Raw genomic sequence first — 12,318 nt, 5'->3', positions numbered from 1 at the left:
ATATCTATATTTTACGCCTGTTGCCAAGGATTTTTAAGTCCTTGGCAACATTTTTTTGCAAACTAAAAGGGGCTGCTACACGTTGTTGATACGTGCAACAGCCCCTTTTCCTATATCCGGGGGAGCTGAGGCAGCCGTCTCACCGCAGCACATCCGTGCCGAGTGAGGTGAAGCCGTCGAGGAGCTGCTTCGCCGCCTTGGCGATCTCCGCGACGCCGCCCTCCTTGCGGCTCTCGACGTTCATCGGCATCTGCGGGTCGTGGAGCGAGAGGCGCAGCAGCGCCCAGCCGTGCGGGAACACGAGGCGCACGCCCTCATAGGACGGCTCCGCCACCTCGATGCCCTGCGCCCGCGCGCGCTGCTCGAACGTCTTGAGCACGCCCTCGCCGTAGCCGCGGAAATCCTCCTCGCCCTGGATGCTCATGCGGTACTCCTTGCTCTCGAGCGGCTGGCCGAGCTTCTTGATGAGCGCGCCGAGCTTCTTCCCCGCGCGCTTCGCCTGCGTCGCCGCGATGAGCAGCTTCACCGCGAGATACGCGCCGTCGTCGAGGTAATAGTTCTCCTTGAGCGCGCCGTGACCGCTCGTCTCGATGGCGAGCGGCGACACCGTGCCCGCCTTGTTGAGGCGGATGCACTCGTCGATGACGTTCTTGTAGCCGCGCATATAGCGGTGATGCTTGAGCCCGAGCTCCTTCGTGAGGAACTCCGTGAGCTCGTCGCTCGTCACGGAGTCCGTCACGATCGTGCTGCCCGGATAGTCCGGCGCGAGGATGGCCGCCATCATCGCGATGAGCGCGTTGCGGCTGATCTCCTTGCCATTCTCGAGCACGGCGCTCATGCGATCGACGTCCGTATCGAAAATCAGGCCGAGATCGGCGCGGCTCGCGAGCACGGCCTCGCGGATCGACGCCATCGCCTGCTTGTTCTCCGGATTCGGGATATGGTTCGGGAAATGGCCGTCCGGCTCGAGATAGCGGCTGCCCGTCGTATCCGCGCCGAGGCGTCCGAGGATCTGCGTCGCGAAGAAGCCGCCGTCGCCGTTGCCCGCGTCGACGACGATATGCATGCCCTTGAGCGGCGCATCCTCCTCGCCGAGCGCCTGGCGGATCTTCTTGCGCAGGAAATGGCAGTAGCGATCCATGAGGTCGTACTTCTGCACCTTGGCGAGATTGCCCTGCACCTCGGGATGATGGCAGGCGCTCTCGAGGATCTCGTGGATCTCTGCGGGCTCGACGCCGCCCTCCGTCGTGAAGAACTTCAGCCCGTTGCGGTTGAACGGCAGGTGGCTCGCCGTGATCATGATCGCGCCGTCCATCTGCGTCGCCTTGAACACCGTCGACATGAACATCGCCGGCGTCGAGGCGAGCCCGCAGTCCACCGTCACGCAGCCCGCCGCTGTCAGCGCCTCGAAGACCGCTTTCTTCAGCACAGGCGCCGAGATGCGCGCATCATGGCCGACCGCGATGCGAAGATCCCGCTTGCTCAGCCCCGTGCGCTGCGCGAGGAACTCCACGAACCCGCTCGCGATGCGGTTCGCCGCCTCCGCCGTGAGATTCACCGGCTCGTCCGCCACACCGTCGACGGCGATCCCACGCACGTCGCTGCCGTTCGCGAGCTTCAGCAAAGCTTTTTCTGTCATCATAACAATGCCCCCTGTCAGTTTTCTCTTTCCTTGGATATGTATTCCATAGGGAGCGGCAATTTCCCTCTTTTTCTGACGAAGAAATATCGGCGACTCCTCCCGCCCCCCTCAGCGCAAAACGCGAGGGAGTGAAAACGGGACTGTCGCACGCAAGGGGTGACGCGTGCAGCCAAGAGACGCAGAGCGCGCCCTCAAAGCGCGTGCGCGAGCTTTGCGAGGACGATGCGCCGCACGGAGGCATCGAGGCGCTCCTCGCTGATCTCGCCCGCGTCGACGGCGTCCTTGATGCCCAGATAGACCTCCTCTTCGTGAGGGTACTCATGGCAGACGAGGACGATGTCCGCGCCCGCCACGACCGCGTTCGCGCCCGCCTGCCGCAGCGGCACATGGTTGGCGACCGCGCCCATCTCGAGGTCATCCGTGAGGATGATGCCCTGATAACCGAGCTGTCCGCGCAGCAGATCCGTCATGACGGCGCGCGACTGCGAGGCGGAGTGCGCGGCATCGTAGCAGGGATAGATGAGATGCGAGACGAGAATCAGATAGTTCTCCGGCCGGTGCTCCCTGATGATTTCATAAAAGGGCACGAGGTCTTCTTTCTCCATCGTCTCCTGCGAAGCGTCTACGCTCGAAACCTCCTTATGCGAGTCCGTCTTCCCCTTGCCGATGCCGGGGAAATGCTTGAGCGCGTACAGCATGCCCTCCTGCTCGTAGCCATCGGCCGCCTTCCCCGTAAAGAGCGCAACGGTCCCGGCGTCGCGGCCGAAGGAACGGGAATCCTTCGTGCCGATGTCTGCCACGGGAGCGAGATTCATATTGATGCCGAGCGACCGGAGCGCCTGCGCCGTCCTGGTAGCTGAAGCCTGCGCGAGCTCCGGATTACCGGACGCGCCGATGGCTTCCTCAGACTCCGGCGCAGGGATAACGTCCTTGCCGCGCGAGACGCTGCCGCCCTCCTCGTCAATGGCGAGGAAGAGCGGCACCTTCTGTTGCGCCTCCTCCCCCTGTGCATATGCCTGCAGATGCTCGCTGAACGATTTGAGCTGCTCCTGCGACTTGATATTGCGGTCGAAATAAACGACACCGCCGATATGGAACTGCCGCAGCATCGCCTTGCTGTCGTCATCGATGTCCGTACCATGGACGCCGATCATGACCATTTGGCCGATTTTCTCATTCGTCGTCATCGAAGCGACGATGGCATCGGCCTTCTCCTCAAGCGTCTGCGGCTCCTGCGGCTCCGGCGCCTCACTGCCGCAGCCGGCGAGCAGGCCGAGCGCCAGAAGTCCCATCCCCAGCATGATGCCAACCATCACGCGCCAACCGTCTCTACCCTTCATCTCTCACGGACCTCCTATTTTCCCTTTTCCTGCGAAAGCTGTTTCTTCTCCCTGACATGGCCGAAGCATGGATGAACGCTAGTGCCCTCTCCGCTTTCAGCCGCGCCGCGCCTGCTCGGCGAACCGATATCCCGCCCCGCGCACGGTCTCGATGTAGATGGGCTGCGCGGGGTCGGGCTCGAGCTTCTCGCGGATGTGACCGATATGCACCATGACCGTCGCGTTGTCGCCGACGGCATCGAGCCCCCAGACGCTTGTGAAAAGGTGCTCGCGGCTGAAGACGATGCCGGGATGCTGCGCGAGAAAGGCGAGGAGCGCGAACTCGAGGTTCGTGAGCGCGATCTCGCGCCCGCGCTCCGTCACGCGGCGGCGCGCCGTGTCGATGACGAGCTCGCCGCGCACGATGGGCGGCGCGACCGCGTCCGACGCCGCGCCGCCCTCTCGCCGCGCCGCCTCGCTGACGCGCGCGTAACGCGCGATACGCGCCTTGACGCGGGCGACGAACTCGTAGGGGCTGAACGGCTTGACGAGGTAGTCGTCAGCGCCGAGGCCGAGGCCGCGGATCTTGTCGATGTCCTCCCGCTTCGCCGTCGCCATGAGGATGGGCACCTCGCTCTGCGCGCGGATCCCGCGGCAGACGGCGAAGCCGTCAATCCCCGGCAGCATGAGGTCGAGCACGACGAGATCATAGGGCGCGTGCGGCGCGCGCTCCAAAGGCGCCGCCGCGAGCGCTGCCGCGAGGCCCTGCCGCCCGTCCGCGGCGAGATCGACGGCAAAGCCCTCCGCCTCAAGATAGTCGCGCTCAAGTTCGCGGATGTCCTCATTGTCCTCGATAATCAGGATGCTCTTCATCTTGTCGTTCCTCTCCTTTGGAAATCTGCCGCGCAGCGGGGGCCGCCCCGCCGCTCTTTGCTCCGCCGTCCGCGCGTTTGTCCGCCGCGGCCTGCGCTGCCTCGCCCGCTGCGGTCTGCGCGCCGCCCTCATCCGGCGGCAGCACAGGAAACTCCATGCAGACGGCGAGCCCGCCGCCCGCGGCCTGCTCCGCCCAGATGCGGCCGCCCATGCCGGTGACGATGCGGGCCGCGATGGCCATGCCGAGCCCGTGCCCCGGCTGCTCGCCGCGCGACTTATCCGCGCGGTAGAAACTCTCGAAGAGATGCGGCAGATCATCAGGCGAGACGCCCCTGCCGTGGTCGCGCCAGACGATGCGCACACCGCCGGGAACCGCCTGCAGCGAAAGCAGCGCCGAGACTTTGCCCGCCGCGTCGCCGCCGTATTTCAGGATGTTGCTCTCGAGGTTCTCGAGCACGCGCGAGAGCTCCGCCGCGTCGAGGGATACACGGCAGCCCCGCGCCGCCTCCGCCGCCTCATAGGCGAGCGCCTGCCCCCGCGCCGCCCAGTCCGCGCGCCGCGCCTCTATCCACGCGCCGAGACAGGCGTGGACAGCAAGCGGCGCACAGCGGAACACGACGCGCCCGAGGTCGAGCCGCGAGAGCAGGAACAGGCGGTCAACGAGATGCGAGAGCTGCGCGACGAGCGCCGTGATGCGCTCCGCGTAGCGGCGGCGGCGCTCCGGCGTCCGCGCGATGCCGTCCGCGAGCCCCGCCGCGTAGCCGCCGATGGCCGTGAGCGGCGTCGAGAGATCGTGCGAGATGCCCGCGATGAGCTCGCGCCGCCCCTGCTCGTAGCGCTCCTGCGCCTCACGCGCCGCCAGGAGCTCCGCGCGCATCCGGTCAAAGCAGGCGCATGTCTCGCCCACCTCGTCACGCGACCGGAAAGAGAGTCTGCCGGAGAGGTTGCCGCGCCCGACCTCCTCCGCCGCCGCGCGCAGCTCCGCGAGCGGGTCGAGCACCTGACGGGAAAGCAGCCGCGCGAGCGAGAGCCCGAGCCAGACGATGAACGCGAGCGAGAGCAGCAGGCCGAAAAAGGCCAGTCCCTCCACGGCGCTCTTCATATACTCCGCCGTATCCGCCTGCCCGGGTGTGGGCAACGGCAGATGACCGTACGCGTAGACCTCGCAGCCGCCGCGCGCGCGGTGCACAAAGGCGAACTCGCCCTGCTGCCAGCGCGTGCCCTCCGCGCGGGGCGCGCCCAGGCTCCGGCGCGCCTCGCGCACAACCGCCGCCGCGTCCGCGCCGGGACTCGCGTAGAGGAGCGCGGGCTGCGCCGCATGCTGCGCTGACGGCACCTGCCCATCGCGCGGCTCCGGCGGCGCGCCCTCAGGCGTGCGCCGCGCGATCACGACCTGCACGCCGTTCTGCTCGAGCAGGCGGCACGCCTCGGCGAACCGCTTCGCCCTCCCGCCGCTGCGCTCCGATTGCCAGCGCAGGTCACTCACCGCGTACGACACCGCCATCGCCGGGCCGCGCTCGGGCCAAAGCAGCGCGAGCTCCGCCTGGCGCAGCGTCCCCGTGAACCGCAGTCCCGCGAGCAGCAGCGTCCCGAGCACCGCGATGAGCAGCACCGGCACGAGCACCATGAGGAAATTCGCCAGGAGGATCTTGTGCCGCAGCGAGAGATCCCGCAGCCGTTTCGGTACAGGCAAGCGCATCGTTCCACCTCATTCTCTCTCTCCGGCCGCCGCTTCCCGCGGCAGCATGTTCCCGCGCCATCCGCGCGCAATCAACCGCGAGTGCGCGCACCTCTTGCTCTTGGCAAACCGCAGCATCGCACCGTTTCTCCGAATACGTGATCCCACCACGCAGCGTCGGCGCACCGCACTCCATCCATGCTTCCTATACCATACCGCAAACACCGCCTCCCATGCAATATTTTCGCCAGCCTTTCGCCAGGCTTTGGCAAAACTTTAGCGACGCCCCGTATACTGTGACCATCGAAAGAAAACAAGGAGCCGCGGCATTCATCCGCAGTTCCTCAGCTCTCATAGGAGGCAGTATCATGGAACAAAATAACGAAACCAACGCGACCGGTTCCCGCAGACTCTCCCGCGTCTTCACGAAAAAGCGCCTCGGCGGCCTCGCCGCCGTCATCGCCCTCGTACTCCTCGCGGGCGGCGGCGCGACCTACTACCAGCAGACGCAGGCGCGCGCAGCACACGCGCAGGAGCGCGCCGCCATGTCGCAGCTCAACGCCATCCAGGCCGAGAAGATTGGCGTGACGCTCCTCAAAGAGGCGCAAATCAGGAGCATCGCCGCCGACGCCATCGGCCAGGAGGAGACCGCCGTCACCTTCGACGAGATCGACCTCATGACGGGCAGGCAGGCGCGCGCGGGAAAGGAAAAAGAGCAGGAGCGCCGCGACGGGCGCAAAAAGGAGCAGCCCAAGGAAGCGCGGGTTCATGCCCGCGCACAGCAGCCTGACCAGGCGCGCGCAGGCGCACCAGAGGACGGCTCTGCCGCGCGCGGCGACAAAGTCCCAGGCGAACGCGCCGCGCGGCGAGCAAACGCCCCTGCCGCCTCCGCGGGCGGAGAGCATCCCGCGCCCATCCTGCCGCCCGGCGCGGGAAATGCCCCCGAGGGCAGCGCTCCTGAGGGCACGCCGCGCCCGCGCTTTGCGCCCGACCCCCATTTCACCTATCTCGTCCAGTGCACCGCGGGCGGCATGCACTACACACTCTGCATCGATGCCGTGAGCGGCCAGGTCTTCCCCCAGAGCGTCCGCGCCGCGCGCTGACGCGATCCGCCTTTCCCGCATCCCCTGAGCGCGCAAAAAGGGAGGAACCGCCGTCTGGCTCTGGTTCCTCCCTTTCGCTGCGCCATTCAGTCGCCGAAGAACTCATGCTCCGCCGCGATGCAGAGCATGTGATAGACCGGCAGGTGATACTCCTGGATCTTGAACGTCTCCGTCGCGGGCACGCGGATGACCGTCTCCGCGAGGTGCTCTGCCGCCATGCGGCCGCCCTTCGCGCCCGTGAGCGCGATCGTGCGCAGGCCCTTCGCGCGCGCGACATCGAGCGCGTAGAGGACGTTCTGCGAGCTGCCCGAGGTCGAGATGGCGATGAGCGTATCGCCCGCCGCGCCGAGGCCGAGTACCTGCTGCGCAAAGACGAGGTCTGGGGCCTGGTCGTTCGCGAACGCCGTGCCGAGGCCGACGGAGTTCACGAGCGAAATCGCGGGCAGCGTGCCCTGAAGGTTCTCCATGAGATACGCCGCCGATGCGGGGCAGGCCCGCTCGAACGCCTGCTGCTCCTGCGCGCCGAGCTTGCGCGGCAGCAGGAAGCCTTTCATGAGCTCGCCCACGATGTGCTCGCTGTCCGACGCGCTGCCGCCGTTGCCACAGACGAGCAGCTTGTGCCCGCCCGCGTAGCTCTCGCAGATGGCCTGCACCGCCGCGCGCAGATCCTCGCGGCAGACGGCGAGCGCCGGATAGCGCTCGATGAGCTCCTCAACCTTTTCGAGTGTCGTTTTCTTGAGTTCCATAATACATCCTTTCCTTAGGGAAGCACTGATGCAAGATTTTTCCACTTACTGTTGAAGTGGATGAGAACATACCTTCTCCTCAGGAGAAGGGGGACCGCGAAGCGGTGGAAGAGGTGTTGGCAGAGCGTGGGATTGCGCCGGAAATCATCATTCGAGGCGAAACACCTCTTCCGCCATCGCTACACTCGGCACTCCCAGGGAGGAGGCACCGGCATCCCGCGCTGACGAGCCCCTACCTCATCATCCTGCCGCCCGGGCAAGTCCCGCGTTCAGCGTCCGCGGTACCGATCCGCGATATCGCGCGCGCTCGCGCCGTTCTCGCCGCGGTGCACGTCAAGCCGCGCCTGCGGCTCCTGCGGGCGTGCGTCATAGCGCGTCTGCGGCTCCTGCGGCCGCGCGTCGTAGCGCTCGCGCGCGGCATACGAGCTGCCGCTGCCGTTGCCGCGCAGTTTCTGGAACAGCCAGCGCACCGCGAAGATCACCGCCATGACCATGACGACATTCGCGAGCAGGCCGAACACATCCGCCATCATGCCGCCCATGCCGAAGCCGAACAGATGGCTGAGCATCGAGCCGAGGAACATGCCGCCCGCGAAGAGGCCGATGTTGCGCATCATGCTGCCGAAGCGGCTGCCGCTCTGCGCGGTATTGCCCATCATGCCCGAGCCGGACTTCGCCGCCGGCGCGTTCTTCTCGAGATCCTTCGCGCTCTTCGACGGCGCATAGCTGCCGCCGTTGCCGGAGACCGACTTGTGCTCGGCGCCGGCGGCTGCCTTCGGCTTCGGCGCTGCGGGCGCGGCCTTCGGCGCGGGCGCGGAGATGCGCGCGCCGCCCTTCGCGGCCAGCGCCGTCCCATAGGAGCCCGCCCCGGCAAGCGGCGCGAGCGCAAGCATCGTCCCTGCAAGAACAGCGGCAAATACTTTCTTCGTTTTCATAAGATCCTCCATATCATCAACTAGATGCGCCGCGGGCATATCCCTGCGTCCCAGCGGCAGAAGCGACGCGGCAGGCATCTGCGGCCACCGCTTCGCCATCGCTGCGCCCGGCGCTCCCGGGGATGCCACTGGCATCCCGCGCTGACGCGCCCCAAAGGGTAAGGTATGCCGGGCAGCTTCTTTCCGGCCGTCCTGCCAGCGGCGGAACGCGCGGCGCTACTACTCCCGATACGACTTGATATCCTCGGGGAACGCGTAGATCTCTCCGACCGTATCGCGCGCGCCCGAGAGGTACTGGTCGATATCATCGACATCGATATAGAGCTTGCAGTCGATATCGAGATACCCCTGCTCCTTCGCGCCGCTCACATCGCGGATCGCCATGAGCTGCTCGCGCAGCTTTAAAAGCTCCGAGCGCGTCGCGTGCACATCGAGCTTGATGAGCGGCACGCCGTATTCCTTGAGCACTTCCTCCATCGTCATGCGCTGAGACATGATTGCCCTCCTTCCGGGAACAGCTGTCCCTCCAGCGGTTCCTTGAAAAACACCGCGATCTCCGGTGCTTATTTTGACCTTTTGATATTTCGATTATCGCAAATCTATCTGAAGCCTTTCTGAAAATCACTCCGCCTGCTCTTTCAGGCGGTCGAGAATCTGCTGCAGCTGCCGCTTCTGGCGCAGATGCGTCTCATACTCGAGGTCATTCGCATCCATCTTCATGCGCCGCTCCAGCCCGTCGATGCTCGCCTGCAGCCGCGCCCGCGCCTCCGCCGTCTGATCCTTCATACGCCTCTTCCTTTCCCGCATTTCCTTCCGGGCCGATTCCCTTTCATTATATCGCACTTCTCGCGATTGCGATACACCCGCGCCGACAAAATCTCGCCCCGCGCCCCTTGACGCGGAACGCCGTCTGCCCTACGATGAAAGCAAGCTTTCCGGAGCCACTGGCGCAGCCAGCGGTTCCCTTCGCGCGACAGAAAGGAGACCCCCATGCTCTACCTCATCGAGACCCACGGCCCCATCACGACGAACACCTACCTCTACGGCGACGACGAGACGCGGCACGCCTTCCTCATCGATCCGGGCTTTACGCCCGAGCGCATCCTCGCCGCCGTCCGTGAGAAAGACATCACCGTCGAGCGCATCCTGCTCACGCACGGCCACTTCGACCACATCGGCGCGGCACTCGCCGTGAGCGACGCGCTCGGCGCGCTCCCCATCTGCATGTGGGAAAAGGGCAAAAAATACGCCGAGAGCCCCGACTGGAACCTCTCGGCGAACTTCTTCCCGCCCGCGGGCTTCACCCTGCCCGCCGCGCGCATGACCTACCTGCCGGACGGCGCCTGCCTCGCGCTCGCCGCCGCTCCCGCCTGCCGCCTCCATCTCATCGCCACGCCCGGCCATACCGAGGACGGCTGCTCCTACGTCAGCGAGGCCGCGGCCCAGCGCACGGACGGCGACCGCCTCGCCTTCGTCGGCGACACCATCTTCCGCGCGAGCTACGGCGCCACCCACTTCCCCGGCGGCGACGAACGCACGCTCATGGAGAGCATCAAAACCCGCCTCCTCACCCTGCCCGCGGACACACTGCTCCTCTCCGGCCACAGCGAGCCGACCACCGTCGGCGAGGAACGGACGCGGCCATGGTACCAGTGAGCGCCAAATCATTATGGAACCACTGATTAATTCGGCACCCTGTCTTTACGTATCTGCACTGTCCTCTCGTCGCCCTACAATCCTCAGCACAAAACGCGATGGAGCGTTTTGGCTGCTACGCCTCCGGTTTGTCTCCTAGAGAGATACAGCGCATCTACGTAAATTCAGGGCACCTCATTTAATCAGCGGTTCCTTATAAGTACAATACAGCAAAAACGAAATCATCCTATCAAAAACATCCCCAGGGACGCGCCTTTGAGGCTCATATCCCCGGGGATGTTCATTCGTTCAAAAACCGTTCAAAAGCAAGGCGTCGCTACGCCGAGATTCCCTTCGCGATTTCCTCCACCTCGGCAAGCGGCAGCTCCGTGAGCTCGGCCACTTCGCCGGGCGTCATCTGCCCGCGTGCGAGCAGGCGGCGCGCCATCTTGCACTGTGCGCCGTGCTCTCCCGCCGCAAGGCCTTCTTTGCGGCCTTTCGCTTCTTTTTCCGCGCCAAAGCGCTCCATCAATTCACACATGGCAGCAACCCCCTTTGCCTCAGATTTGAAATACTCCATACGCTGCGCCAGGACAGGATAGTGCAGGCGCTCTGCCTCTGGCTCGAAGAAGTCCTGCATCAGGCGTCCGAGCGGCGTGTCGTCCTTGCAGTCGCCGTTGACGTAGATGATATGCGCACCGTCACCGAAGTCGCGCTCTAGTTCGCGGATTGTGCGATCGACGTGGTAAAGCGGCAGCCCCGCGCCGAACGTGTCATGCTCCGTGATGAAGATGACGTACGTCTCCGGCAGCTCGCGCACCGGCGTGCCCTTCGCCAGCACGCGGCTGTCGAGCATGCCGCTGTTGTACCGCGCCCGCCGCGGGATTGCCCCCTCGCTCGCGCGCTGCACCTCGCAGTTATAGAGCTTCCCTGCCGCATCCACCGCGAGAACGTCGAACCGGACGCCGCGCCCGTAGAGGTTCTGCACACTCTGCTGCGTCGTGACGCGCTGCACCTCGATATCATCTCGCGCAAGGACGAGCCGCAGGATGAGGTTCATACAGGGAATGTCCCCATCGAGACAGGCGGCGAAAAAGGTATCGTCGATGAAACGAAACTTCTGCAGGATGGCCAGGTATTCCTCCGGAAAGTTTTTCGGCAGCTGTGCCATGAGCAGCACCTCCATTCCTGCCTTTATTCTACTAAGAAATCCTCAAGCGCGCAAGCGAAAGGCGGCGCGCGATTGGTTGGATTTCCTTTATCGCCTCCCCCTTCCTTGACGCGTTCCGCGCCGCCCGATATAATTTGAAGCAAAGAAACATGGGGAGGCGGCAGGAATGGTTACGATCAAACAGATTGCGGAGCTCTGCGGCGTGTCGCGCGGCACGGTCGACCGCGTGCTGAACGGGCGCGGCAAGGTGAAGCCTGAGAAGGCCGCCCTCGTGCGCGAGATGGCGGAGAAGCTGAACTATCGCCCGAACCCCGCGGGCAAGGCGCTCTCGGCGCGCAAGAAACAGCCCGTCGTCGGCGTGCTCATCGCCTCCGAGGGCGTCCATTTCTTTGACGAGGTGCTCGACGCCATGCACCACCGCGCGCAGAAATACGCGGAGTTCGGCCTGCAGGTGCTCTGGCGCAGCACGCGCGGCTTTGACGCCGCCGAGCAGTGCCGCATCCTCGACGAGCTCATGCCGAGGGTCAACGCGCTCATCGTGAGCCCGCTCTCGGAGCGCCGCGTGCTCGAGAAGCTCAACGCCTGCGTCCACGCCGGCATCTTCGTCGTGACCATCAACAACGACGCGCCCGCCTCGAAGCGCCATTGCTACGTCGGGCCGTCGTACCTGCAGGGCGGCCGCACGGCGGGCGCGCTGCTCAAGATGATCGGCCCGTCCGAGATCCGCGCGGGCGTGCTCCTCGGCTCGCTCGAGATGTACGGCCACCGCCAGCGGCTCGCGGGCTTCCTCGACGTGCTCGAAAAAGAGCCGGGCTTCCGCTACCTCGGCGTGCAGGAGACGAACGACGACGACATGATCGCCTACGAGGAGACGGCGCGCCTCCTCGATGAGCATCCCGAGACCAACGCGCTCTTCGTCGCCTCCTCCGGCGCCTACGGCGCCTCGCGCGCCCTGCTCGCGCGCGAGCGCACCGACCTCACCGTCGTCGTCTTCGACACGATCCCGACGACGATCGACATGATGAAACGCGGCGTCATCCGCGCGGCCATCTACCAGCACCCGCGCACGCAGGGCCACCGCGCGATGCAGGTCGTCTTCGACTACCTCGTCAACGGCATCGCGCCCGAGCATGAGAAATACATCATGCGCAACGAGATCCGCATCCTCGAGAACGTCACGGAATGCGACGACTGAGCGGCAGCTGCCCCGCGAGGA

The 12,318-nt window shown here is 65.4% G+C and carries 12 protein-coding genes; 3 read left to right on the top strand and 9 right to left on the bottom strand.

From position 1 onward, the window contains the following. Positions 1–139: 139 nt before the first annotated feature. From F599_RS0110670 to F599_RS14175, 4 genes are all read right to left on the bottom strand, one after another. Complete coding sequence (locus F599_RS0110670; protein WP_019543523.1) at positions 140–1,642, bottom strand: phosphohexomutase domain-containing protein; 1,503 nt, start codon at positions 1,640–1,642, stop codon at positions 140–142. Positions 1,643–1,833: 191 nt separating this feature from the next. Then, positions 1,834–2,982 carry a glycoside hydrolase family 3 N-terminal domain-containing protein gene (locus F599_RS0110665; protein WP_019543522.1) on the bottom strand — a complete coding sequence of 383 codons (1,149 nt, stop codon included), beginning with the start codon at positions 2,980–2,982 and terminating at the stop codon, positions 1,834–1,836. 96 nt (positions 2,983–3,078) lie between these two features. Then, the gene (locus F599_RS0110660) at positions 3,079–3,834 is read right to left on the bottom strand and encodes a response regulator transcription factor (protein WP_019543521.1); all 756 of its coding nucleotides are present in this window, start codon (positions 3,832–3,834) and stop codon (positions 3,079–3,081) included. Next, entirely contained in the window at positions 3,803–5,533 is a 1,731-nt protein-coding gene (locus tag F599_RS14175; RefSeq protein WP_019543520.1) for a sensor histidine kinase, read from the bottom strand. Before F599_RS14175 ends, F599_RS0110660 begins: the two co-directional genes overlap by 32 nt. 347 nt (positions 5,534–5,880) lie before the next feature. Here F599_RS14175 and F599_RS14895 point away from each other — a divergent pair, with 347 nt between their 5' ends. After that, a complete protein-coding gene (locus F599_RS14895) occupies positions 5,881–6,615 on the top strand; it encodes a hypothetical protein (RefSeq protein ID WP_019543519.1) in 735 nt (244 codons plus the stop codon). 86 nt (positions 6,616–6,701) lie between these two features. Here F599_RS14895 and F599_RS0110645 read toward each other — a convergent pair whose 3' ends face one another. From F599_RS0110645 to F599_RS0110630, 4 genes are all read right to left on the bottom strand, one after another. Next, the gene (locus F599_RS0110645; RefSeq protein ID WP_019543518.1) at positions 6,702–7,361 is read right to left on the bottom strand and encodes a D-sedoheptulose-7-phosphate isomerase; all 660 of its coding nucleotides are present in this window, start codon (positions 7,359–7,361) and stop codon (positions 6,702–6,704) included. Positions 7,362–7,630: 269 nt separating this feature from the next. Further along, positions 7,631–8,296 (bottom strand): hypothetical protein, encoded by a 666-nt coding sequence (locus tag F599_RS0110640; protein ID WP_026327955.1) that lies wholly within the window; start codon positions 8,294–8,296, stop codon positions 7,631–7,633. 219 nt (positions 8,297–8,515) lie between these two features. After that, positions 8,516–8,791: a hypothetical protein gene (locus tag F599_RS0110635; protein WP_019543516.1), complete on the bottom strand. Its 276-nt coding sequence runs from the start codon at positions 8,789–8,791 to the stop codon at positions 8,516–8,518. Between the two features lie 126 nt (positions 8,792–8,917). Beyond that, positions 8,918–9,082 carry a hypothetical protein gene (locus F599_RS0110630; RefSeq protein WP_019543515.1) on the bottom strand — a complete coding sequence of 55 codons (165 nt, stop codon included), beginning with the start codon at positions 9,080–9,082 and terminating at the stop codon, positions 8,918–8,920. Positions 9,083–9,286: 204 nt separating this feature from the next. On the opposite strand from F599_RS0110630, the gene F599_RS0110625 reads away from it, so the two are divergent. Continuing rightward, positions 9,287–9,952: an MBL fold metallo-hydrolase gene (locus F599_RS0110625; RefSeq protein ID WP_019543514.1), complete on the top strand. Its 666-nt coding sequence runs from the start codon at positions 9,287–9,289 to the stop codon at positions 9,950–9,952. Between the two features lie 316 nt (positions 9,953–10,268). Here the strand turns inward: F599_RS0110625 and F599_RS0110620 are convergent, their stop codons facing one another. Beyond that, complete coding sequence (locus F599_RS0110620; protein ID WP_026327954.1) at positions 10,269–11,102, bottom strand: PD-(D/E)XK nuclease family transposase; 834 nt, start codon at positions 11,100–11,102, stop codon at positions 10,269–10,271. A gap of 166 nt (positions 11,103–11,268) precedes the next feature. On the opposite strand from F599_RS0110620, the gene F599_RS0110615 reads away from it, so the two are divergent. After that, a complete protein-coding gene (locus F599_RS0110615) occupies positions 11,269–12,297 on the top strand; it encodes a LacI family DNA-binding transcriptional regulator (protein ID WP_019543512.1) in 1,029 nt (342 codons plus the stop codon). Positions 12,298–12,318: the final 21 nt, after the last annotated feature.

The organism is Selenomonas bovis DSM 23594, assembly GCF_000381005.1.
In the GTDB taxonomy this organism is placed as follows: domain Bacteria; phylum Bacillota; class Negativicutes; order Selenomonadales; family Selenomonadaceae; genus Selenomonas_C; species Selenomonas_C bovis.
The sequence above is the reverse complement of the archived record's forward strand: the minus strand, read 5'-3'. Positions and strand labels throughout refer to the sequence as shown.